General features: G+C 36.7%; 22 protein-coding genes. 2 read left to right on the forward strand and 20 right to left on the reverse strand.

The genetic code is table 11. The features are described 5' to 3' along the window. Positions 1–418: 418 nt before the first annotated feature. From QN089_RS10470 to QN089_RS10515, 10 genes are all read right to left on the reverse strand, one after another. Positions 419–814, reverse strand: coding sequence for an FxsA family protein (locus QN089_RS10470; protein ID WP_068451939.1), 396 nt, complete (start codon positions 812–814; stop codon positions 419–421). A 35-nt stretch (positions 815–849) separates the two neighbouring features. Then, positions 850–2,610, reverse strand: coding sequence for a pyruvate kinase (gene pyk / locus QN089_RS10475; RefSeq protein WP_068451935.1), 1,761 nt, complete (start codon positions 2,608–2,610; stop codon positions 850–852). Between the two features lie 21 nt (positions 2,611–2,631). Further along, positions 2,632–3,588 (reverse strand): 6-phosphofructokinase, encoded by a 957-nt coding sequence (gene pfkA, locus QN089_RS10480; RefSeq protein WP_068451933.1) that lies wholly within the window; start codon positions 3,586–3,588, stop codon positions 2,632–2,634. Between the two features lie 185 nt (positions 3,589–3,773). Next, positions 3,774–4,727 carry an acetyl-CoA carboxylase carboxyl transferase subunit alpha gene (gene accA, locus QN089_RS10485; RefSeq protein WP_285215273.1) on the reverse strand — a complete coding sequence of 318 codons (954 nt, stop codon included), beginning with the start codon at positions 4,725–4,727 and terminating at the stop codon, positions 3,774–3,776. A 2-nt stretch (positions 4,728–4,729) separates the two neighbouring features. Then, positions 4,730–5,584: an acetyl-CoA carboxylase, carboxyltransferase subunit beta gene (accD, locus tag QN089_RS10490; protein ID WP_068451927.1), complete on the reverse strand. Its 855-nt coding sequence runs from the start codon at positions 5,582–5,584 to the stop codon at positions 4,730–4,732. Next, positions 5,581–6,234, reverse strand: a complete 654-nt coding sequence (locus QN089_RS10495; RefSeq protein WP_068451924.1) for a FadR/GntR family transcriptional regulator — start codon at positions 6,232–6,234, stop codon at positions 5,581–5,583. Before QN089_RS10495 ends, accD begins: the two co-directional genes overlap by 4 nt. A 198-nt stretch (positions 6,235–6,432) precedes the next feature. Continuing rightward, positions 6,433–9,501: a DNA polymerase III subunit alpha gene (gene dnaE, locus QN089_RS10500; protein ID WP_285215274.1), complete on the reverse strand. Its 3,069-nt coding sequence runs from the start codon at positions 9,499–9,501 to the stop codon at positions 6,433–6,435. 16 nt (positions 9,502–9,517) lie between these two features. Then, positions 9,518–10,456 carry a DHH family phosphoesterase gene (locus QN089_RS10505; protein ID WP_068451920.1) on the reverse strand — a complete coding sequence of 313 codons (939 nt, stop codon included), beginning with the start codon at positions 10,454–10,456 and terminating at the stop codon, positions 9,518–9,520. 143 nt (positions 10,457–10,599) lie between these two features. Further along, on the reverse strand, positions 10,600–11,910 hold the full coding sequence (locus QN089_RS10510; RefSeq protein ID WP_068451918.1) for a DRTGG domain-containing protein: 1,311 nt from the start codon (positions 11,908–11,910) through the stop codon (positions 10,600–10,602). 131 nt (positions 11,911–12,041) lie between these two features. Then, the gene (locus tag QN089_RS10515; RefSeq protein WP_285215275.1) at positions 12,042–12,722 is read right to left on the reverse strand and encodes a metal-dependent hydrolase; all 681 of its coding nucleotides are present in this window, start codon (positions 12,720–12,722) and stop codon (positions 12,042–12,044) included. Between the two features lie 244 nt (positions 12,723–12,966). Here QN089_RS10515 and QN089_RS10520 point away from each other — a divergent pair, with 244 nt between their 5' ends. Further along, complete coding sequence (locus QN089_RS10520; protein WP_285215276.1) at positions 12,967–14,067, forward strand: M24 family metallopeptidase; 1,101 nt, start codon at positions 12,967–12,969, stop codon at positions 14,065–14,067. Between the two features lie 151 nt (positions 14,068–14,218). On the opposite strand, the gene ald is transcribed toward QN089_RS10520, so the two are convergent. Further along, a complete protein-coding gene (ald, locus tag QN089_RS10525; protein WP_068451906.1) occupies positions 14,219–15,340 on the reverse strand; it encodes an alanine dehydrogenase in 1,122 nt (373 codons plus the stop codon). 333 nt (positions 15,341–15,673) lie between these two features. On the opposite strand from ald, the gene QN089_RS10530 reads away from it, so the two are divergent. Beyond that, a complete protein-coding gene (locus tag QN089_RS10530; RefSeq protein ID WP_068451904.1) occupies positions 15,674–16,120 on the forward strand; it encodes a universal stress protein in 447 nt (148 codons plus the stop codon). Between the two features lie 51 nt (positions 16,121–16,171). Here the strand turns inward: QN089_RS10530 and QN089_RS10535 are convergent, their stop codons facing one another. From QN089_RS10535 to QN089_RS10575, 9 genes are all read right to left on the reverse strand, one after another. Further along, on the reverse strand, positions 16,172–16,339 hold the full coding sequence (locus QN089_RS10535) for a hypothetical protein (protein WP_165442694.1): 168 nt from the start codon (positions 16,337–16,339) through the stop codon (positions 16,172–16,174). A 1-nt stretch (position 16,340) separates the two neighbouring features. Further along, positions 16,341–17,279: a class I SAM-dependent methyltransferase gene (locus tag QN089_RS10540; RefSeq protein WP_068451902.1), complete on the reverse strand. Its 939-nt coding sequence runs from the start codon at positions 17,277–17,279 to the stop codon at positions 16,341–16,343. A gap of 65 nt (positions 17,280–17,344) precedes the next feature. Then, the gene (gene tpx / locus QN089_RS10545; protein ID WP_068451900.1) at positions 17,345–17,845 is read right to left on the reverse strand and encodes a thiol peroxidase; all 501 of its coding nucleotides are present in this window, start codon (positions 17,843–17,845) and stop codon (positions 17,345–17,347) included. Between the two features lie 81 nt (positions 17,846–17,926). After that, positions 17,927–18,436, reverse strand: a complete 510-nt coding sequence (locus QN089_RS10550; protein ID WP_082701376.1) for an RDD family protein — start codon at positions 18,434–18,436, stop codon at positions 17,927–17,929. Positions 18,437–18,447: 11 nt separating this feature from the next. Continuing rightward, positions 18,448–19,464 (reverse strand): signal peptide peptidase SppA, encoded by a 1,017-nt coding sequence (gene sppA / locus QN089_RS10555; RefSeq protein ID WP_285215277.1) that lies wholly within the window; start codon positions 19,462–19,464, stop codon positions 18,448–18,450. A 53-nt stretch (positions 19,465–19,517) separates the two neighbouring features. Next, positions 19,518–20,420: an EamA family transporter RarD gene (gene rarD / locus QN089_RS10560; RefSeq protein WP_285215278.1), complete on the reverse strand. Its 903-nt coding sequence runs from the start codon at positions 20,418–20,420 to the stop codon at positions 19,518–19,520. 156 nt (positions 20,421–20,576) lie between these two features. Continuing rightward, the gene (gene mbcS, locus QN089_RS10565; RefSeq protein WP_285215279.1) at positions 20,577–22,157 is read right to left on the reverse strand and encodes an acyl-CoA synthetase MbcS; all 1,581 of its coding nucleotides are present in this window, start codon (positions 22,155–22,157) and stop codon (positions 20,577–20,579) included. Between the two features lie 390 nt (positions 22,158–22,547). Then, positions 22,548–23,753: a tRNA uracil 4-sulfurtransferase ThiI gene (gene thiI, locus QN089_RS10570; protein WP_068451887.1), complete on the reverse strand. Its 1,206-nt coding sequence runs from the start codon at positions 23,751–23,753 to the stop codon at positions 22,548–22,550. Next, positions 23,740–24,897 (reverse strand): cysteine desulfurase family protein, encoded by a 1,158-nt coding sequence (locus tag QN089_RS10575; protein ID WP_285215280.1) that lies wholly within the window; start codon positions 24,895–24,897, stop codon positions 23,740–23,742. Before QN089_RS10575 ends, thiI begins: the two co-directional genes overlap by 14 nt. Positions 24,898–25,025 lie beyond the last annotated feature (128 nt).

A 25,025-nucleotide genomic window follows, 5' to 3' on the forward strand; every position in this document is an offset into this window, starting at 1 on the left:
TCTTTGTAACCATTCCCTAAAACGAGAAAGGCTACCCCAAAAATATCATATGAACCTATAAGTAAATCGCTTACATAAAACATTATAATCAATTTTGACGGCTTTGTGAATGAAAAGACATCATTTTATGCAAACACCACTTTTTATAGTATTTTCCATACATTAAACAGAAAAATGATGAATTTCAAAGCAGCCAAAAAGGTTCATTTTATCCTAAATTTTACTATTTTTTACTATTTTGTTCTAAATACTCGGCAAAAATCATGTTTTTATGGAAATAAAAGGTACTTTAAAACTTATAACTAAAATCAAGTTGCTACTTTACATCAAGAAAATGACACATAAATATCGTTTTTTTTCCAATCAAAAACGGAAATTAGAGGTCATTTTACCCTTCTAATTTCCGTTTTTTTACTCTTTATGCATCATGCGTGTACACTACTACGTTACTTGTTTGATATTTTTTCTTTAGCCAGCGAATCATCAGAGGTCTTAATGCATGACGAACTGGTTTTAAAATCAATAAGATGCCCAGTAAATCTGATAAGAACCCTGGCAAGATTAATAAAACTCCTGCAACTAAGACGAGAATTCCATCAATTAGCGCAAAACCGGGTGGTTGCCCTTGTCGCATACTTTGTTGAAAAGATTGTTTTGCTTTTAGACCTTCTTTTTTGAGTAAATAAATACCCAAAGCACCTGTTAACAAGATACAAGCAATTGTCCACCATGCACCGATTAACTTACCTGATAGTAAAACGAATGCAATCTCGACAATCGGTACAAGTAATAGTATAAATAAAAATTTACGCATTATTTTTCCTCCTTCAATTGAAGGGCGACGCTATTTTAAAGAATGCTTGAATAGCCGTGATAAATCACACCTGAAGTTGCATCCATTGAAATTTCTTGATCTGATTTAATTAATTTTGTTGCGTCCTTCACTCCTACAATAACAGGAATACCAAGTGATAGTCCAACAACAGCCGCATGAGAAGTTAATCCACCTTCTTCAGTAATCAGCCCTGCACAATTTGCCACTGCTGGCATCATGTCACGATCTGAACCAATTGTGACAATAATACGTCCTGTCGTATCGACTGCATTTGCTTCCTCTGCATCTTTTACAACAATTGCTTGGCCATTCGCAACTGATTTACCGATTCCTTGACCTTTTGTTAAAATATCGCCAATTACATGTACTTTCATTAAGTTTGTTGTACCTGCTTGACCAACTGGTACACCTGCTGTAATGACAACTACATCGCCATACGAGACAAAATGATGTTTTAAACTTTCTTGAACTGCTAATTCTAAAATACCATCTGTGTTACGTACTTTTTGTGCAACGATTGGCATAACACCCCAAACAAGCGCTAGTTTACGCGCAGTAATGTCAGAGGATGTCACCGCTACAACTGCTACACCTGGACGATATTTCGCAATTGTTTTCGCTGTATAACCACTCTCTGTTGGTGCTAAAATCGCAGATACTTGTAAATTAATTGACGTATATGCTACAGATTGTGCGATTGAATCCGTCATACTAATACCTTGTTCCTTACTTTGCGCGCGTACAATTGCTTTATGATCTAATGTATTTTCGATACGCTCTGCAATTTTCGCCATTGTTGCAACAGACTCTACAGGATATAGCCCCGCCGCTGTTTCACCTGAAAGCATGATTGCATCTGTACCATCTAAGATCGCATTTGCTACATCAGATGCTTCAGCACGTGTTGGACGTGGGTTACGTTGCATCGAGTCTAGCATTTGTGTTGCTGTAATAACAGGTTTACCTAGTTTATTACATTTTTTAATTAAACTTTTTTGAACTACTGGTACTTCTTCAGCTGGGATTTCTACACCTAAGTCTCCACGTGCAACCATTAAACCATCTGAAACTTTTAAAATTTCGTCGATGTTATCGACACCTTCTTGATTTTCAATCTTTGGAATGATTTGAATATGACCAGCATCATTCGACTCAAGTAACGTACGAATTTCTAAAACATCTTTTGGACGACGAACGAATGAAGCTGCTATGAAATCAACTTTTTGTTCAATTCCGAATAAAATATCGCTTGCATCTTTCTCCGTAATACCTGGTAACTGTACAGATACGCCTGGTACGTTTACGCCTTTTTTATTTTTAAGTGTTCCTGCATTTTCAACGATTGTATGAATTAATCCTTTTTCTGAATCAATAGATGTTACACGTAATTCGATTAATCCATCGTCTAATAAAATAATCGAGCCTTCTGATACATCCTCAATTAATTTGTCATATGTGATTGAAAAGACTTCTTGGTTACCAAGTACTTCTGTCATTGAAATCGCAATTTTTTGACCTGTAACTAAATCAATTGCATCATTTTCCATTTGGTGCGTGCGAATTTCAGGACCTTTTGTATCCAGTAAAATCGCGACGATTTTATTCATTTCTTCTGCTGCTTCGCGAATTGTTTTGATTCGTTCCGCATGTTCTTCATGACTACCATGTGAAAAGTTTAAACGCGCAACATTCATACCTGATGCAATTAATTTTTTTAATGTTTCTTTTGATTCACTTGCTGGACCAATTGTACAAACAATTTTAGTTTTTCTCATTACACGACCACTCCAATTTTATTAAATCGATAGTTCTTTCGATAACTTGTACATCTCGTTATCAAATTCAGGACTTTCTTCAAACACTTCTTCAAAATCATGTGCGACAATTTCGTGATTACGCATACCAACAGCTTTTCCGCCGTTATTTTGTAATAGTAACTCTACTGCTTTTGCACCCATCTGAGAAGCTAATACACGATCTCTAGCTGTTGGGGAACCGCCTCGTTGAATATGTCCAAGTACAGATACACGTGTTTCAATTCCCATCTCAAGCAATTTCACCTGTAAATCTTGTCCTGACATCACACCTTCTGCCACAATAATAATACTATGTTTTTTACCGCGATCTCGACCACGTTTCAGACGTTCCGCCATATCTTCTAAATCATGCGGCTCTTCTGGTATTAAGATTGTTTCTGCTCCACCTGCTAATCCTGCCCAAAGTGCTAAATCACCTGCGTCTCGTCCCATCACTTCAATAATAAAAGAACGATCATGGGATGTGGCAGTATCACGAATTTTATCAATGGCTTCAATGACCGTGTTAAGCGCTGTATCAAAACCAATCGTATAGTCTGTTCCTGCAATATCATTATCAATTGTTCCTGGAACACCGACACATGGAATTCCTCGCTTTGTTAATGCCTTCGCACCACGATAGGAACCATCACCACCAATGACAACTAAGCCATCAATTTCATGTGCACGTAATTGTTCAATGGCTTTTAATTGTCCCGCTTCTTCTTTGAATTCAAGACAACGTGCTGAATAAAGCATTGTTCCGCCACGTTGGATAATATCACCAACATCACCACGTTCTAATGGCTTTATATTTCCATCAATTAAGCCTTGATATCCATGAAAAATACCAGCAACTTCTAAACCATGATAAATCGCTTTACGTACGACTGCTCGAATTGCGGCATTCATACCAGGTGAATCGCCACCACTCGTTAAGACTCCGATTTTTTTCATGTTTTCCCCTCCTGCAAGTTTTTACACTTTACACAATAGCATAATGAATACAGATTAAGCAGCTATGTGTTGAAAGAATGAGGCTGTTACGATGAATATACTCTATTCTTCGAAACAGCCCTCCTCTTTATTTATACCCTATCATAACTGCTAAATCTTACTTTGGAAATATATTTTACAAATTTTTATTGTTCGAACGAGCCAATCGCACGGAATTTATCATAGCGTTGATTCACTAATTGTTCTTTCGAGAAGTCCTTAAAGTCTTGCAACCCTTGACGAATTGATACTGCGACAAATTCTGCCTGCTCCTCTGGGTTTTTATGTGCCCCACCTAAAACTTCAGGAATAATTTCATCGATTACAGTCATTTCTTTTAAGTTAGGAGCTGTAATTCGCATTGCTTCTGCTGCATCTTTTGCAAGTGAAGCATCCTTCCATAAAATCGATGCCGCACCTTCTGGTGAAATAACTGAGAATGTTGAGTTTTCAAGCATGTAAATACGATTAGCTACACTAATACCAAGCGCACCACCACTACCGCCTTCTCCAATCACAACAGATAAAACAGGAACAGTTAAACCAGCCATCTCAACCAAGTTGCGGGCAATTGCTTCACTTTGTCCACGTTCTTCAGCTGCTTTACCAGGATAAGCTCCCTTTGTATCAACAAAACAAATAATTGGTCGGTTGAATTTTTCTGCCTGCTTCATTAGGCGAAGTGCTTTACGATAACCTTCTGGATGTGGCATACCAAAATTACGACGAATGTTTTCTTTCGTTGCCTTACCTCGTTGGTGTCCTATGACAGTTACAGCTTGTCCATCAATACTTGCAATTCCACCGATTAAAGCTTCATCATCTCCGTAGTTTCGATCACCATGAAGTTCGATAAAATCATCAAAGATGGCGTGAATGTAATCTAAGCTTGTTGGACGCATAGTGTGACGTGCAATTTGAACACGATCCCAAGGTTCTAAGTTTGAATAAATCTCTTTTTGAAGTGTTTCAAACTTCGTTTCAAGATGCTTAATTTCTTCTGTAAAATCAATGTCAGCGCTCTCCGTTACTGATTTTAACTCAGCAATTTTAGCTTGTAGTTCAATTAATGGTTTTTCAAATGGTAATGTTTGTTCCATGATTAGTTGTCTCCCTTCGTGTGTAAACGAACAATCGTACTTAATGTATCTTTCATCTCATGTCGAGGGACAATTTTATCTAATTGACCATGCTTTAATAAAAACTCTGCTGTTTGGAAATCATCCGGCAATTTTTCACGTACAGTCTGTTCAATAACACGACGACCTGCAAAGCCGATTAACGCTTGTGGTTCAGCTAAATTGATATCACCAACAGATGCAAAACTCGCTGATACGCCACCTGTCGTTGGGTGTGTCATAACTGATACATATAACTGACCTTCACGACTATGTTTTTCAAGTGCTACAGATGTTTTCGCCATTTGCATTAGCGATAATGCACCTTCTTGCATGCGTGCGCCACCACTTGCAGTAAAGATAATAAATGGTACTTTTAATTCCGTTGCTTTTTCAATCGCACGTGTGATTTTTTCACCGACTACTGACCCCATTGATCCCATACGGAAGAACGAATCCATAACTGCTAACACAATCGTTTGACCATCAATTTGGCCGATACCTGTTAACACTGCTTCATTCAAACCAGTCTTCGCTTGGTCTACTTGTACTTTTTCAACGTATCCTGGGAAGCCAAGTGGATTCGTTGTTTTTAAATTATCATCAATTGATTGGAATGTACCTTCGTCAATCACTAGATTCATTCGTTGTTGTGAATTGATTTTGTTATGATAATTACATTTTGGACAAACATATAAGTTCTTCTGTAATTCTTTTGTAACCATTACATGCTTACATTCTGAACATTGATGCATAACACCTGCTTTAATATCATTTTGAACCTGTGCTTTTTTTACTTTATTCGGTTTTGTTTTTGAAAATATATTTTTTATACTCATTCCATATTCTCCCCTTCAGTTAACAAATCAATCCATACCTCATAGGCCTGAACCGCCTGAGCAGGATTCCCTGCAATTAATTCACTTATAAATGTCGCTAGTACTTCTCGTTCCGCTGGAGTCGATTGTCCTCGATACGGTGACTTACCGAATTGATTTAAAATCATCCAAATTTTAAATACTAATCGATTATGTGATGATACCATCAATTCTCGAACTAAAATTTCTCGTTCAATTTGACCTTCAATAATTAACATATGTAGTAAACTTTCCCACACAGGTAATTTACAAAGCTTTTCGTCTGTTGCAACTTCAACAATCGCATCGCGCTCTAAAATTTGTTGTGTGTGATGAACATTTACTAAATCTTTTTCTTCTTGTAAAACAAATGTAGATAATACTTCTACTAATTTATGATTTCTAAAATCGGATAGGAATGTGCCACCACCATGTTTGGTTTCAATTAAGCCTAGCAGCTCCATACTTCGTAAAGCCTCACGTACAGAAGATCGCCCAACACCTAGTCTTTCTGCCAATACACGTTCTGAAGGCAGTTTATCACCTGGTCCAATTTCTTCAACTCGAATAATTTCTCGAAGCTCTTTCACTATTTGAATAAATCTTTTTGGCGCGGACTTCTCTACATTCATCGCTTCAACTCCCCATCTTCACAAAAGTGGTCTGACCACTTTTTATAGCATACAAAAGTTTTTTTAGTTAGTAAAGTAAAATCATGTAATTCTAGACTTTTTACTCATTCATTTTTTGAATTGATTTTTAACGTTTTCATTATAAAACACAAAAAAATAAGTAGATGCGCTTTGTTATAAAACACATCTACTTACTTCTTATAATGACTTCACATCTTGTATTTTTTGGGCAATTAATTGTATTTGTTGCTGACGCGATTCTACTTTTCCTTCAATATATAAAATAGAATCTTCCTCTAATAAGGACTTGATTTGTTCAAACACCTTCGGGAAAATTGTAACGGATAGTGCCCCTGTTTCATCTTCGATTGTTAAGAACGCCATTTGCTCGCCATTTTTTGTACGAATTACTTTTATGTTTTGAACCGCTGCTATGACTTGAATCGTTGCACCTATTTTAATAGAAGAAACTCGATGTATTGGAACTACTGGTTGCCCCATTTTCGCTTTCAACTGCTCAACAGGGTGCTTGGAAATATAGAAACCAAGAACTTCTTTTTCACCTTGTAGTTTTTCTTTTTCAAGCATAGGTTCTGCTTCGGCATGTTTCGGTACACCGTAAATTCGCGTGTCATACAACACAGTCGTTTCTTCATCAGGCGCATACAATTTAGCAAGATTTTCAGCACGACTAACAGTAGCTAGAAGTGTTTGTCGGTCTTGTTCAAAATCATCTAAAGCGCCTGCTTTGATTAAAGCTTCGATTGTTTTTTCTTTAAAATGTTGTGCTGATATACTTAATGCCATATCAAAAATACTTTTCCACTCTTTTTTCTCTTGCTGCATTTGCTGTAATTTTTTCAAAAAAGTTTGGGGTACGCCACGAATTGCTCCTAATGCTAATCGGATACTACCGTTTTCAACGCGGTAACTCTTTCCACTTTTTTGAATCGAGGGGCGTAGTAATGGAATATCTTTTGCACGTACTTCTTGCAAAATTTTCAACTGCTTTTCTCGATCTCCCATAACACTTGTTAAGAGAGCCGCATAGAAATACGGTGCAAAATTGGCCTTTAAATAAGCTATTTGATACGTAATTAAACTGTAGGCAACAGCATGACTTTTCGGAAAACCATAATTCGCAAAGCGAACAATTAAATCATATACCTCATTTGCTACATTTTTAGCGTACCCATTCTGTAGAGCACCTTGTACAAAATGTTGACGTTCTTGATCTAATATACTTTTTTCTTTTTTACTAACTGCTCGTCTTAATACATCTGCCTCACCTAATGTAAAACCTGCAAAAACAGAAGCGATTCGCATAATCTGTTCTTGATAGACGATAACACCGTACGTTTCATTAAGAATGGGCGCAAGTATCGGGTGAGGTAAAACGACCTGTTCTTGTCCATGCTTCCTTCTACTATAAACAGGAATAAAATCCATCGGACCTGGACGATACAACGCATTTACTGCTACTAAATCTAAAAAGCTAGTTGGATATACTTCTTTTAAAGCTTGTCGCATACCAGCCGACTCCAATTGGAATACCCCTGTTGTATCACCTTGTTGTAGTAATTGATACGTTCTCACATCATCTAAAGGAATTTTTTCAAAATCTAGTACACGTCGTTCACCTGCATAAATAAGATATCGAATATGGTCGAGTATGGATAAATTACGCAAACCTAAAAAGTCCATTTTCAATAATCCAACCGCTTCAACTTCTTTCATCGGCCATTGCGTCATATAGATATCATCGCTACCTTTTTCAATTGGAACGATTTCAGGTAAAGCAATCGGTGATAAAATCACACCAGCAGCATGAGTCGAAGCGTTACGTGGTAAACCTTCTAAGCGTTTCGCAATTTGTAGCCACTTCACCTTATGCTCATCTGTACCAATCCACTGTTCAAATGCTGGCTCAGCATCTCGTAACATTGTTCCTGGCTTTGAAGGTATGAGCGCAGAAATTTGAGCCATCTCCTCCATTGTAAAGCCTAGAACACGTGCGACGTCGCGTGCTACTGCTTTCGCTGATAATGTACCAAATGTAATAATTTGTGCTGTATGCGAGGTTCCGTACTTTTTCGCTACATACTCAATCACTTCTTGTCTTTTAGCGTCTGCAAAATCGACGTCAATATCAGGTAATGTAATACGCGCTGGATTTAAAAAACGCTCAAATAATAAATCATACTGTATCGGGTCAACATTCGTAATACGTAAACAATACGCAACGAGTGAACTCGCAGACGAACCACGACCTGGTCCTGTTAAAATACGTTTTGAACGCGCAAAAGCGATATAGTCTGCTACGATTAAGAAGTAATCTGCATAACCCATATCATTGATGACACGTAGTTCATATTGCAAACGCTCTTCATATATTTGTTGTCCTGTAAAACCACGCTCTTGTAAACCTTTTTTACATTGCTCTGCAAGTAAAACCTCGGCTGTCTTTCCTTCTTCTAATGGTTGAAACTTCGGCATATAATGCTGTTCATACGTTAACTCAACTTTACACTGATTTAATACTTCCGCTGTTGTATCTAACCATTCTGGTACATCTTGAAACCACTCTTTCAATTGCAACATTGTCGGTAAATAATGTGCACGTTCTATAGGATTAAGTTGTTCACGGTCCTCTACACGCACACCTTGCTGAATCGCTTTCGCTACTGTATAGGCTTCCACGTCTTCTTCGTTTAAAAAATGGACGCGCTGGGTTGCCATCACTTTTAGTTTTTCAGATTGTGCAACATCACGCCACAGCGATTCTTGTTCGTGGATGATTCCATTCGCTCGCTCAATCCCTAAATAGAAATATTCTAATTGTTCATGTAACTGTTGAACCATTTGTATGACTTCATCACAATGATGTGTCATTGCAACAGGTAACATGACAATTAGCCCCTTTTGATAACCAAGTAACCATTTTAACGGTAAATCTTCTTGCTCTCTTAATGAAATCGCAGAAGAAATTTTGATTAGATGTTGGTAACCTTGTTGATTCGCTGCATATAAAACAAGTGGTATCGTGAGATTTTCTTGGCACACAAGATCTACTGTCAGTCCTAAGACTGGTTGTATGTGTGCTTTTTTCATAACTTGATTGAAATGAAGTAAACCATACAACTTACGGTCTGTAATGGCAACTGTTGCATGCTCATACGATTGTAAAGCAGCTGATAATTCTTCGATTTTCACAATACTATCCAGCATACTTGCAGACGTTACGATTTGCGGAAAATGAGCATCCATTCATTTCTTCTCCTTTCTATTGCGCACAAACCTCATCTAATTGTGCGATTAAATCATCTGCTTCTGACCAATCATAAATTGTAGCCCCCGAAGCAAATGGGTGACCGCCGCCTCTAAATTGTTTAGCAATCGTATTAATAACTAAACCTTTCGAGCGTAAACGAACACGAATTTGATCTGGCTCTTCAACAAAAATAGCCCATGCACGAATTCCTTTTACATTTCCTAAAGAACTGACAAGCGCACTTGTTTCGAGCGCTGTGACTCCATATTCTTCTAGTAATTCTTTTGGCAACTTAATATAAGCTGCACCATTTTCGTTCATATGGAAATTTTGATAAATGTAGCCTTGTAATTGTAGCAATTCTTTACTCAATTCATACATACCATCAAATAGCGTAGAGCGATCAAAGTCATGCTTCACTAATTTACTTGCTGTTTTAAATGTTTTTTCTGTTGCACTTGGGAATTTAAAACGTCCTGTATCGCCTACAATTCCAGCAAATAAATAACGTGCTGCCTGTGCAGGAAGCCCCCAAGCACGATGTTCTTCCCCATATTCATATAGCTCATAAATCAATTCTGAGCAAGAACTCGCAGATGTGTCTACCCATGTAATGTCACCATAAGCATCGTCATTTGGATGATGGTCTATTTTAATTAATGTCTCACCCATTGTATAACGTTGATCATCAATGCGTTCTTGATTCGCTGTATCTGTGACAATCACTAGAGCACCATTATATGCTTCATCTTCCACATGTACGGGTTCACCTAAATATGTAAGTGCCGGATCATGTGTACCAGGTGTGTACACTGTTTTTTCGGGATAATTTGATTGAATGAGTGCAGCTAGTCCCATTTGCGAACCATAGGCATCTTCATCTGGACGTACATGACGATGAATGATAATCGTTTGATACTTTTCAATACATTCAATAATTTGTTGTTTCATCTAAATCGCTCCCTTAAAATAAATTAACGAAAATACTACTTTCTATTTTAACAGTTTTTACATGAGGTGTATTTATTTCTGAGTTATTTTATCTGAAATCGTAAATAAAAAAAGTATTGGGCAACAAAATCGCCCAATACTCTTTATCGTTCTAATACTTGGAATGTCACAAGTGCCTTACATACTAATATTTCATCGCTATAAACTTCAAAATCAATTTTCGCAAATTTACGACTCATGTCTAAAATTTTCGGTAACACTTGAATGGTTTTTTCCATTTGCACAGGCTTCATGAAATAGATGGTCATATTTTCAACCACACTGTCGCCTCGCTTTGTTTTTTTCAAAGCGGCTGCCCCTGCTTCTACTAGTAATGTTGTGAAAGCTCCATATGAAATCGCACCAAACTGATTCGTCATTTGCGGTGTTACCGTAAATTCAACCGTTGAATCGTCTTCGTCTTTTTCAAGCTTCATCTCATTTTTCACAAGGTCATCAATCGTTTCGCCATGCTGTGGTTGACGCTGAGCCATTTGCATCGCCTTTAATACATCCTGACGACTTACAACGCCTTGTAACACGCCATGTTCGTCCGTAACAGGTAATAAATCGATTCCTTCCCAAATCATACGGTGTCCAGCTGTTGCTACACTCGTCTTCATTGTAACTGTAATGGGATTACGTGTCATCAAACGATCAATCGAGTCTGATTCTTGCTTACCAATTACGTCTTTTGATGTCACAATCCCCACTGTTTTCTTCTGTTTATCAACGACTGGATAACCACCATGCGTTGTACGAGAATTTAATTCATTAAAGTCACGTACTGTGTCAGTTGATTTTAAATATGAAGTGTCTTCAATTGGTACAACAATATCTTCAATTAATAGAATCTCTTTTTTAATTAACTGATCATAAATAGCGCGATTAATCATCGTTGCAACTGTAAAGGTATCGTAACTTGAAGAAATAATAGGTAAATCAAGTTCATCCGCTAAGCGACGCGCTTCTTCATCCGCATCAAAACCACCTGTAATTAATACAGCAGCTCCTGCTTTTAAAGCATTCAAATGCGTATTCGAACGGTTACCAACAATTAATAAACTGCCTGCATCCGTATAACGCATCATGTCATCTAACTTCATTGCACCAATAACAAATTTCGTTAATGTTTTATGCAATCCACTTTTACCACCTAATACTTGTCCATCTACAATGTTAACAATTTCAGCAAAAGTTAAACGTTCAATATTCTCTTTTTTCTTCTTCTCAATACGAATCGTCCCTACACGCTCAATCGTACTAACTAAGCGACGTGTCTCTGCTTCTTTAATCGCGCGATAAGCTGTTCCTTCACTTACTGCCATATCTTTTGCAATTTGACGTACAGAGATTTTATCACCTACAGGTAAAGTCTCGATGTATTGAATTATCTTTTCATGTTTAGTAGCCAAAGAATCACCTATTTTCCAACTTCATTCTACCCCTAGTGTACCATATTTCCTGTTTTGTCGTGCTGCTTTTTAAAACAAAAGTACAGTAAATTTGCTACAAATTTAGCGTTTTCAGTGGATTTCTCATAAAACTAGCGTTCGATTACATCCCCTGCGGACATAATTAATACTTCTGTTCCCTCAACTAATTTTGCAAAATGGGTTGGATTTTGCTCAATTACGGGGAATGTATTGTAGTGAATCGGTACAGCTAATTTTGGTTTTAAAAACGCTACTGCCGTTGCAGCATCTTCTGGTCCCATCGTAAAGTTGTCACCAATCGGTACAAACGCAACGTCAATCGGATGTCGTTCACCAATTAATTTCATATCACTAAACAGCGCTGTATCACCTGCGTGATAAATGGTTTTGCCTTCTGCTGTAAATAAAATACCACCTGGCATGCCCGTATAAATAATTTGTTTGTCTTCTGTTACATAAGAAGACCCGTGAAATGCTTGTGTATATTTGACTGTTCCAAAATCAAATGTATAAGCGCCACCAATATGCATATTATGAACGCGTACACCTTGCCAAGATAGATAATCTGCTAATTCGTTTGGAGCGACCACAAGGGCATCATGTTTTTTCGCCAACTCAACTGTATCACCAACATGATCATTGTGACCATGTGTTAGTAAGATTACATCTGGTGATTCTGACTCTACTTTTAAATCGGTTTGGCTATTTCCATTAATGAATGGGTCGATTAAAATGACCTTGTCATTCGTTTTGATTTTTACAACTGAATGTCCATGAAATGATATTTGCATTGAAAAATCCTCCTTAAAATATGGATTACATTACACACAAATGCTGTTTTTTTGATACACTGGTAAAGCGTTACACTTGTTTTAGATTGACGTGACTTCATGTGAAATGTACGTATCTCATTTGTAACATATTCTGTTACAGAATGGAAACCTAAGATAACTAGTACACACATTTTTTCTTACGTTTGTTCTATACCCAAGTCAGACGAAATTCAATTATAGAGATTTGAGAGGAGACGACATTATGTCATCTAAAATCGAAAAAATTCAACACCATTTACAAGCAGCAAACATTGATGCTGCATTCATCACAACTCCTGAAAATGTTTTTTATCTATCAGGATTTTTAAGTGATCCACATGAGCGCTTACTAGGCATTCTTATTTTTAAAGATGCTGCACCATTTATGATTTGTCCAAAAATGGAGGTTCCTGATGCGAAGGCAGCTGGCTGGACATACGATGTAGTAGGTCACGACGATCAGGAAGATGCTTTTGAAGTACTTGCAAATAAAGCAGCTCAATCTGTTAGTGCCATTCAAACATTAGCAATTGAAAAATCACATTTAACAGTAGAACGTTTAGATACTTTACAACGCTTCTATCCGAACAGTTCAGTTGTTGGAATTGATCAAGTATTAACAGATTTACGTATTGTTAAATCTGCTGATGAAGTGGAAAAAATTCGTGAAGCAGCAAAACTTGCTGACTATGCGATTCAAGTAGGTTGCGATGAATTAGCTGAAGGTAAAACAGAACTTGAAGTACTATCGGCAATCGAAGCTGCAATCCTTCAAAAAGGTTACTATATGTCATTCGATACAATGGTATTAACAGGATTAAATGCTGCTTCTCCACATGGCACGCCAGGTAACACAAAAATTAAAAAAGGTGACCTAGTACTGTTTGATTTAGGTGTTGTTTATGAAGGTTACTGTTCTGATATTACACGTACAGTTGCATTCGGTGAACCAAATGCAGAGCAAAAAGCAGTATATGATGCTGTACTAAGCGCGAATAAAGCCGCAATTGATTTAGTTAAACCAGGTGTTCGTACAATGGACTTAGACCGTGCAGCGCGTCAAAAAATTGAAGATGCTGGTTTTGGTGAATATTTCACACACCGTCTAGGACATGGTCTTGGAATTGGTTTACACGAAATTCCTTCTATCCACGGTTCAAATGAATTGCCTTTAGTGGAAGGTATGGTTTTCACGATTGAACCAGGTGTTTATAAAGGTGACACAGCTGGCGTACGTATCGAAGATGATGTTGTTGTGACAAAAGATGGTGTTGAAATTCTAACATCATTCCCTAAAGAGTTACACATTGTTGAACCAAAATAAGTGTTAAAAACAAAAGAGAAATTCCGCTGCCAATCGGCTTTGGAATTTCTCTTTTTTTATACAATGGATTGACTTATATCAATCTCTATTTATACGTTATCTACTCACAAACAAACTGACCCCTGATTCCCTTTGTATGAATCATTTTTGATTATGCTTTTGCTTGTAATAACGCGTCAGCTGGAACGTATTCGTAACCAAGCGCTTCTGCAACTGCATCGAACGTTACATGACCATCTAATACGTTTAAACCTTTACGTAATGCTTCATTATCTAAGCATGCTTTTACATAACCTTTATTCGCAATTTGTACTGCGTAAGGTACTGTGTTATTTGTTAAAGCCATTGTTGCTGTACGTGGTACTGCACCTGGCATATTTGCCACTGCATAGTGAACCACACCATGCTTCACATAAGTTGGCTCATCATGTGTTGTAATACGATCTGATGTTTCGAAAATACCACCTTGGTCGATTGCGATATCAACAACAACTGAACCTGGTGACATCGATTTAATCATCTCTTCTGTTACTAATTTTGGCGCTTTAGCACCTGGAATTAATACAGCACCGATTACTAAATCAGATTGTTTTACAGACTCTGCAATGTTATATGGGTTTGAAATAAGTGTATGAACATCTGTACCGAATTGATCATCTAATTCACGTAAACGTTCTGGGCTTAAGTCGATAATTGTTACATCAGCACCCATACCTACAGCGATTTTCGCAGCATTTGCGCCAGCCATACCACCGCCGATTACTGTTACTTTACCGCGTGACACCCCTGGTACGCCGCCTAGTAAAATACCTTTACCGCCTTCTTGTTTTTCTAAATACTGTGCACCGATTTGTGTTGCCATACGACCTGCAACTTCACTCATTGGTGTTAATAATGGTAGTGAACGGTTTGGTAATTGTACTGTTTCATAAGCAATCGCTGTCACTTTTTTATCGATTAATGCTTTTGTTAAAGCTGGTTCTGGTGCTAAGTGTAAATAAGTGAATAAGATTAAGCCTTCTGTAAAGAAGCTGTACTCTGATTCGATTGGTTCTTTAACTTTCATGACCATATCAACATTCCAAGCACCTGCTTGGTCTACCATTACTGCCCCTGCTTCAATATATTCTTCATCTGTAAATCCTGAACCAATACCAGCGCCCTTTTCTACGACAACATCGTGACCTGATACCTTAAAGTTCACAACGCCTGCTGGTGTAATTGCTACACGATTTTCATTGTTTTTGATTTCCTTTGGAATACCAATTTTCATGACCCATCCTCCTAAAGATAAAAGTATATATGAAGTTAAACTTATCTCTTCAAACAAATCTATCTTAACAGATTTTTACGACTTTTTGCAAAATAATTTTCAAGTTTTTTTCTTTTTTCCAAATAATTGCGTTTACAAAAGGCCTATAAACTCTTTTTTTATGTAAAAATAACAAAATATGCTATTTAATTATATTAAATCTTTTGATTTTTCTAATTAATTTTTTGATGAAAAATTCATAATTTGTTCCAATTCCATTTAAAAAAGAGGGATTTGTGAATTGATATAGAATGTTATAATATGCTTATAAAAGCAAAGAGGAGGAATTTTATTATGGCAACTTATAACAACATTATTGTAGCAGTAGATGGTTCTGCAGAAGCAGAATACGCATTCAACAAAGCAGTAGAGGTAGCACAACGTAACGATGCGGTTTTACACTTAGTAAACATCATCGATACACGTTCTTTCGCAGCAATCGAAGCGTATGATCGCTCAATCGCTGAACGCGCTCAAAGCTTTGCTGAAGAAAAATTAAACGAATATAAAACAATTGCTGAACAACATGGCGTAAAAGAAGTGAAAACATTAATCGAATACGGTTCACCAAAAACAATGATTACAAAAGACGTTGCTGAAAAAACAGTAGCTGATTTAATCGTATGTGGTGCGACTGGTCTAAATGCTGTAGAGCGCTTCCTAATCGGTAGTGTATCTGAAAGCATCGTACGCTCTGCAAAATGTGACGTATTAGTTGTACGTACACCAGCAGCTGAATAATCACCAATTAAAAAAGAGAAATCGCGATTCAATGCGATTTCTCTTTTTCTATTACTTTTCTTGTTCTTGCTCTTTAGTGAGCTTTTCACACAGGTAACCAACAATATGACCTCTTGGTGTTTTTTCTTCTAAGTCACCATTCTCAACTAATTCATCGAGTGATTGCCAAATGGTTGCCCATAATTCTGTGTTTTCATATTGTTTATATTGTGGATTCAATTTATTTCTTCTCTTCTTTCTTCCAATTTTGTACGCGTGCGAAGAAAGTTTCGAGTGCTTGAATATTGTCTAGTCTTGGAACTTTCGCGAGTAGCACATCTTTAACTGCTTGTTCGCCTTCTTTTTTCTTCTGTAAAATGAATAAGCTTTTTCCCATCTCTTTTTGTTTAAAAAGATTTTCAGGTAACTGGACAACCGCTTGAATCCACGCATGTTTTTGCACATAACTATAAAGTAAAGGTGCTTGTTCTGATTCAAATAAGTTATTCGGTACTAAGAAGAATAAGTAGCCACCATCTTTCGTATGGTTCATTGATTGCTCAATTAATAAATGGTGTGCATACGTCATACCATCTTCCTTATGAATTTCAAAGTTCTCTGCATATTCTGTATCTGGATAATATCCAACAGGTAGATCGCAAATTACTCCATCAACAGGATCGATTAAAAGGTGTTGTAACGCATCTTGACGATATAAAGCAACCGGTTGCTCTTGTAAATCAGCTGAAACTGCAGCGAGTTGAATTAATAGTTCATCAATCTCTACACCAATTCCTTCAATTTTACCGTCTAAATGATTCATCACAGTCATCATTAGGTTCCCTGTTCCAATGGTTGGATCAAGTAATGTAACCTTCTCTTGCTCTTTTAATTGCTTTTCAAAGAACTGCTCGACAAAATAACCTACTAAAAAACCAAGAGAATCGGGTGTCATTTGATGATTTGGCTGTACATTTTTACGCATGCCTTTTAATAAAGCGAGTTGAATTGCCTTTCTCACTTGCTCTTTTGATACTTCTTTTAGAATAGATGATTCAGGTTCTTCCACTAATTGCGTTAGAGTAGATAGAAGACCGTCTAAATACGTAACATCAAATTCTTTGCTTACTTTTTTAGATTGCTCATCTAAATAAGTGAAAATATTTTCTATTTTTTCCATTTGATACTCCTAAACACGAAAGGGACTATCCTTTACAGGACAGGCCCTAACGTTCATGTTTTTAATTAAAGTGCTTTTAGAGCTTCTAAAGCACGATCATAATCTGGGTGGTTTGTGCCTTCTGGAACATATTCTGTGTAAGTGACTTCACCAGCTTCATTAATTACGAAGATTGAACGAGCTAATAAGCGAAGTTCTTTCATTAATACGCCATAAGCTTCACCAAATGATGCATCGCGGTGATCTGATAATGTAATAACATTTTCAATACCGTTTGCGCCACACCAACGTTTTTGTGCGAATGGTAAGTCCATTGAAATCGTCAGTACCACAACATCATCACCGAATGATGCCGCTTCTTCATTGAAACGACGTGTTTGTGCATCACAAACGCCTGTGTCTAAAGAAGGTACAACTGAAATTAACACTTTTTTACCAGCGAAATCTTTCCATGTTTTTTCACCTAAACCGTTATCTACAACTTTAAAATCAGGTGCTTTTGAACCTACAGTTACTTCTTCGCCTACTAGTGTTACTGGATTATTAATAAATGTTACATTTGCCATTCTCAAAACGCCTCCTCAAAATTTCTACTTCCAATTCTACTAAAATTACACTTTACTACGCAACTATGAAGCCTTAATTCTTTATACTTCGACTGTTTGCGATACTACTTGTTCTTTTTTACTATATGCTCTTTCATGGATAACATGTGTATCTGCAATGAAATCATGGACAGCTTTATGCTTTGGTGTGAATGGAATGATTAAATATAAAATTTTCACTGTCATCGAAATAAAGCGCCCTACACCTTCACGAAATAGCACAGTAGACCATGAAAGAGGTTCACCATCATCTCGTACGACTTTTAAACCAAAAATCATCTTACCTAATGTCTGACTTAAAAATTTTGTCATCAAGATGAAGTAAATGTAAAACATCACGCCTGATAAAACAGCTGAAATCGAGATATATAAAATCAATTCATTTTCCCAAATCGACTTGGGAATAATGTTTTGTAACAGCAGACCGACTAGGACAGTGTTTACTAATAATACATCAATTAAAAAAGCGAAAAAGCGAACCCAAAATCCCGCTGATTTATGTTCAAAAATAGCGGATTCTTGCATTTCGATTTGCGTTGCAAATTGTGTCATGCGAAAACCTCCTATTCTTCACCATACATATACATGAGACGTGGGCCATTTTGTGCATTTGATAAAATGTGTTGAACCATTTGTGCATCAACTGAGCCACCACCTAATAACGACTGCACTTTTGTTGCAAATAAGCTTGTGATGGAATCGGTTGTACTGTATTCATATACTTTTGAACCTGTTAAACCTTTTTCTTTCTTCATTGCAGCAATCGCATCTTCTGTATAACCGAATTCATCTGCTAATCCTACTTTTACAGCTTGTGAACCATTATATACGCGACCATCTGCCACTTTTTTAACTTTTTCCATCGGCATGTTACGACCATCTGCTACAACTTTTAAGAAACGTTGGTATGAGTCATCAACCATTGATTGTAAGATTTTACGGTCGCCTTCTGTCATCTCACGAGAGCCACTCATAATATCTTTATACGGACCTGTTTTAATCGTTTCGAATTTCACGCCGTATTTATCAGCTAATTTACTGTAGTTAATTGATTGCATGATAACGCCGATTGAACCTGTTAACGTCTCTTCATCGATAAAGATTTTATCTGTTGGCGCTGAGATATAGTAACCACCTGAAGCGGCCATTGATCCCATTGATGTATAGATTGGAATATTACGCGTCTTTTGAATATCTTTGATTTTTTCATAGATTTGTTTTGACTCGACAACGCCACCACCTGGTGAATTCACATATAATACAACACCTTTTACAGTTGTATCTTTTTTCACATCATCTAACTGTTTTAAAAACTGTTTATGATTATATCCCTTTGACCCTGTAAACGCTGAAGCTTCACCTGTATCTTGAATTGCTCCATCTACTTTTAAAACTGCAATTTGTGATGTTTCTTTTCCTTCTTGTACTGTTGTACGTTCAAGTGAAGATTCTTCACCCATTACTTGCACCATAGCATCAGAAAATTTTACTTTACTAAAATTAATCAAGCCACTAATTACCGTAGAACCAACCAGTAAAAAGGCTGCTATTCCAAGTGCAATCCATCTTTTTGCATTCATAAACTCATCTCCTCTGACTGTTTATACGCATTATTTTTCCAAATGTTTCATTTTCAGGCTAAATTTTTTGATTTTTTCGCCTCTACAATTGTAGCATATGAGAAAACAATAATGGCAAGCCAGATACAGCCAAATGCAATGAAATCATGAAGTCCAAATTTTTCATGGTAAATAAATGTACCAATTAACAATGTCATAGTTGGCGCAATATATTGGAAGAATCCAACTAAGTAAAGTGGAATATTTTGTGCACCTACTGCAAATAAGATTAATGGAATTGCTGTGATGACACCTGTACCAATTAATAGTAATGTTGTTACCCAGTCTAAGTGGAACATTGCCGATTCACCTTTAGCAATTAAATAAATATAATAGCCTACTGCAAGTGGCAGAATAAATAGTGTTTCAATTACTAAACCGCGTGTGGCATCTAGTTTGATTTGTTTCTTTAATAACCCATAAATACCAAATGAAAAAGCAAGTCCAAGTGCTACAAATGGGAACTTTCCATTTGAAATAATGAGAACTGCTACACCGGCAAATGCAATGATGCACGCTAAAACTTGCGCCTTTGATAAACGCTCTTTCAAGAAAATAACACCTAGTAATACAGAAACTAATGGATTAATATAATAACCCATACTTGTCTCTACAATATGATTATGATTCACTGCCCAAATAAATATGTACCAGTTTGCTGATATTAAATAGGAAGCTGCAACTAATGACCAAAATGATTTTTGATGTTGCCACAGTGTTTGAACATCTTGTAATAAATCTTTTCCTTGTCGAATGGCTACGACAAAGATGAGCGTTAAAATAAATGACCAGATAATACGACTCGTAATAATTTCGTTACTATTCACCATGTCTAGTTGTTTCCAATAAATCGGTACAAGTCCCCAAATAATATACGCAAACGTTGCGGACAAAATACCTTTTTTTGTTGAATCCATTCTCATTTCATCTCTTTTCTTCTTTCTAGTGTTTCTATAGTATAGTAATATTTGTTTGCATATGTAAATAATTTTTTCTTCGTTTAACGAAAGTTTTAAATATGAATAAGCCTGCATGCATCTACTACTGCATACAGGCTTATTTGTTCTATTTCATTACACTGTTTTTTTCATTTCGCGTTCGCGCAATTCTACACGGCGAATTTTACCTGAAGCTGTTTTTGGTAATTCATCAACGAATTCAATTGCGCGTGGATATTTATAAGGAGCTGTTGCTTCTTTTGCAAAGCTTTGTAGCTCTTTAATAAATCCTTCTTCGTTAGCGCGTTCTTTGTTTTGTAAGATGATATATGCTTTAACAATCGTTCCACGAATTTCATCTGGACTTCCAACTACTGCACATTCTTGTACATCAGGGTGTTTCACAAGTGCATCCTCTACTTCGAATGGCCCAATTGTATAGCCAGAACTGATAATAATATCATCGCTACGCCCTTCAAACCAGAAGTAACCATCTTCGTCTACTTTAGCTTGGTCACCTGTAATGTAGTAATCGCCTCTAAATTGACCTTGTGTACGCTCAGGATCGCGATAATATTCTTTGAATAATGCAGGTGTTGTTTTATGGATGGCGATATCTCCTACTGTATTTGGCGCACATGGTTCACCGTTCTCATCGACCACTACTACCATGTTTCCTGGTGTTGGTTTACCCATCGAACCAGCTTTTGCTTCCATGCCCTTCATTGTACCGATTAGTAATGTGTTTTCAGTTTGACCATAACCATCGCGTACTTGTAAGTCAAATGTCTGTTGGAATTTATTAATAACCTCAACATTTAATGGTTCACCAGCAGATACTGCACTGTGTAAGCTACTTAAATCAAAGTCGGCTAAATTTTCAACTTTCGCCATAACACGATACTCAGTCGGTGTACAGCACAATACATTAATTTTATGTTCTTGAATAAGTGACAGATATGTTTGTGCATCAAAACGACTGTTATAAACAAAGCCTGTTGCTCCGCTACCTAATACAGATAAGAATGGACTCCAAATCCATTTTTGCCATCCTGGACTTGCCGTTGCCCAAACTAAATCACCTTTTTGAATTCCTAACCAGTGAGAAGCAGCTGTGCGTAAATGCGCATAAGCCCATGCATGTGTGTGAACAGCTGCTTTTGGATTACCCGTCGTGCCGCTTGTATAAGATAGGAATGCTGTATCCGTACTTAACGTATCGCACATTTCAAATGATGTAGAAGCTTCCTTTACTTCTTCTAATAAAGGAACCCACGGTGTATGTGCATGACCAATTACAAATTGTTTTACACCTTCTAAATTGCGTACTTGATCGAATTGATCAATATATGGTTCGTATGACACAATCGCTTTTGCTGAACTGTGTTCAATACGGTATTCAATATCTTTTGTACGTAGCATTTCAGAACTTGGAATCACAATAATTCCGGATTTAATCGCAGCAATATACGTAACATATGCTTCAATTAAACGTGGAACCATGACAATCATAACGTCTCCTTTTTTTAGTCCATGTGCTTGAAACACATTGGCCATTTGATTCGCTTGTTGAATGAGAGCATCGTATGTGATTTCTTTGTGTTGTCCTTCTACGTCTTCATATTTGACTGCTATGGCACCTTCACCTGTTGCGAACTGTTCAAACTCTGATACCAAGTTATAATGTTCTGGTGCTAATAAATCCTCTCTGTTCATAACGAACTCCCCCTAAATTTAAGATTTCTGCTTAATTATTATAACTAAGCACTCCCGATTGCACAACCTATTACTATAACTTATTATTATTACTAGGTCTTAATATCAAAAGAAAAATATTTTCAATTACCTAATAATTCCCAAAATTATAACATATTAAAAAAGTAAAATACCATTATAAACTATAGAGAAAAATGTGTTTTTCAACAAAATTTTTCAAAAGACGAGCATTAAACACTCAAAGTAGTTATTTCATGTAACTTTAGATTCTTGAATTCTGATGTATTCATCAATAAATAAACAATTAAAAACAATTTATTTACTTAACTAAAAAATTTTTCAGTACAAAAAAATCCGCATAAAAAATTATACGGATTTTTCGCTTTTTATTTAAAGTAAATCGTCAAACGCATCTACTTCTTTTTTACGTGGGAAGTCATGAATTTCGCGATTTTGTATCGCGCGTTCAATCATTTCATCGAAATCTGTAAAGCTTTCATAATAATTCATTTTGTCAATCTTGGGTTTAGTTTTTGGACTTGCTGGTGTAAATACCGTACAGCAATCCTCATATGGACGAATCGATGTTTCATACGTACCAATTTTTTGTGCGATATCAATAATTTCAAGCTTATCGTATGTGATTAGCGGACGTAAAATAGGCGTTGTTGTTACATCATTAATAGCTGCTAAACTCTCTAATGTTTGACTCGCTACCTGTCCTAAATTCTCCCCTGTCACTAAGACTTTTGCGTCAATTTCTTTACGAACTAAATCAGAAATTTTCATCATCATACGGCGCGTTGAAGTCATCGTTACATTCTCCGGTACATTTTGTTGAATTGTTTGCTGAATTTCTGTAAATGGAATAATGTGTAGACGAACTTTACCACCAAATTGACTGATTTGTTGACAAAGATCTTTAACTTTTTCAAGTGATTGGTCACTTGTGAATGGCGGACTAAAGAAGTGAATCGCTTCAATTCGCACACCACGCTTCATAATGAAGTACGCTGCTACGGGGCTATCAATCCCACCTGATAATAATAGAAGTGCTTTACCATTTGAACCAACTGGCAAACCTGTAGCACCTGGAATTTTCTCCACCATCATATATGTGCCATTTTCACGTACTTCCACAACTAATTCAATTTCTGGATTTTTCATTTGAACCGTCATGCCTGGCAGTGTCGTTAACACATGCCCTGCTAAATCACGATTTAATTCATATGTGTCTAATTCAAATTTTTTATAAGCACGACGTACATTCACTTTGAATGTTTTACCTTTGTAATCGATTCCTTCAACAATCTTTACAGCGAGTGCTTTCATTTCTTCTAAATCGGTTTTACATTCTGCTACTGGACTAAATGATTGTATGCCGAAAACACGTGGTAAACGTTCTAATAAAATTGCCATCTCATGTTCATGACTACTTCTTAAATACATACGATCATGCTCTGAACGAATACGTAAATCTGTTACATCTTGAAAAACAAAACGTAGATTTTCACGTAGACGACTAATGAATTGTTTACGGTTCTTTCCTTTTGTTGAAATTTCACCGTAACGAATTAAAATTTCATGCCATTTCATACTTTTTGACCTCTCCCTTAACTTGCTGAATCACGCGTTCTATAATGTCTTTTACTTGCTGAATTTCCTCATCTGTATTAAACATCCCAAAGCTAATACGCACAACACCACGTGCATATTCATGTGGTACATTCATCGCAGATACAACATGACTAACCTTTGTATCTTTTGAATGACAAGCACTTGAAGTAGAAATAATGACATTATGTGCTTGCATCGCATTAATCATCACTTCACCTTTGATACCTGAAACTGCATAACTAACAATATGAGGTGCACCATGATTCGTTGATAGTACACGAATTGCTTCAAATTGCTGTAAAAATTCATGTAGCTCATTGCGCCACATGCTATATTTCTTCGCATTCACTTGTTGCTGTTCAGCAGCTAAACGAATCGCTTTTGATAATGCCACATACTGAGGAACCGCTACTGTACCGCTGCGCAATCCCATCTCTTGACCACCACCATGAATAAGTGGTTCAAGTGTCATTTGTTTACGAAAAACTGCTACACCTGTTCCTTTTAGTGCGTGTAGTTTATGACCGGAAATTGTAATCGCATCTGGCCCTGCTTCACTTGCAAAACGGATTGGTAACTTACCAAAACTTTGCACCGCATCTACATGGAAAAAAGCACGACTTTCTCGATGAACAATTTGTGCAATTTGTTCAATCGGTTGAATCGCACCCACTTCATTATTCACATGCATGACACTCACAAGTACCGTATCTTTTTGTAATTTTCGCTGTAAATCTTCTAAGTCGACAATACCTGTTGTTGTGACGTCCACATAATCAACTGTAAATCCTTCTTGTTCTAAAGCACGTACACTTTCTAATACCGACGCATGCTCAATCGCTGAAACTAGAATATGCTTCCCTCGATGTGTATTTGCTCGTGCAATGCCTTTTATAATAAAATTATTCGATTCTGAACCACCTGAAGTAAATACAACTTGTTCAGCTGTTGTGCCAAAAACATCGGCTACTTGTTGGCGAGAACGACTTAATAATTTATTTGTTTCGACACCCATTTCATGCAATGAAGCTGGATTTGCGTAAAAACGTTCATTCGCTTGAATAAACGCGCGCATAACTTGTTCATCTGGCTTCGTCGTTGCACTGTTGTCTAAATAAATCATATTGACCCTTCCTTCTATCGTACATATTCAATTATTATATCAAAAAGAATAACAGATGTCTTACACCTTTTCTTGCAATATAAAAGAGGCTAGAGCAGACATTTGCTCCAACCTCTAATTAAATGTGT

This window comes from Kurthia sp. YJT4, from assembly GCF_030219945.1.
Lineage (GTDB): Bacteria > Bacillota > Bacilli > Bacillales_A > Planococcaceae > Kurthia > Kurthia gibsonii.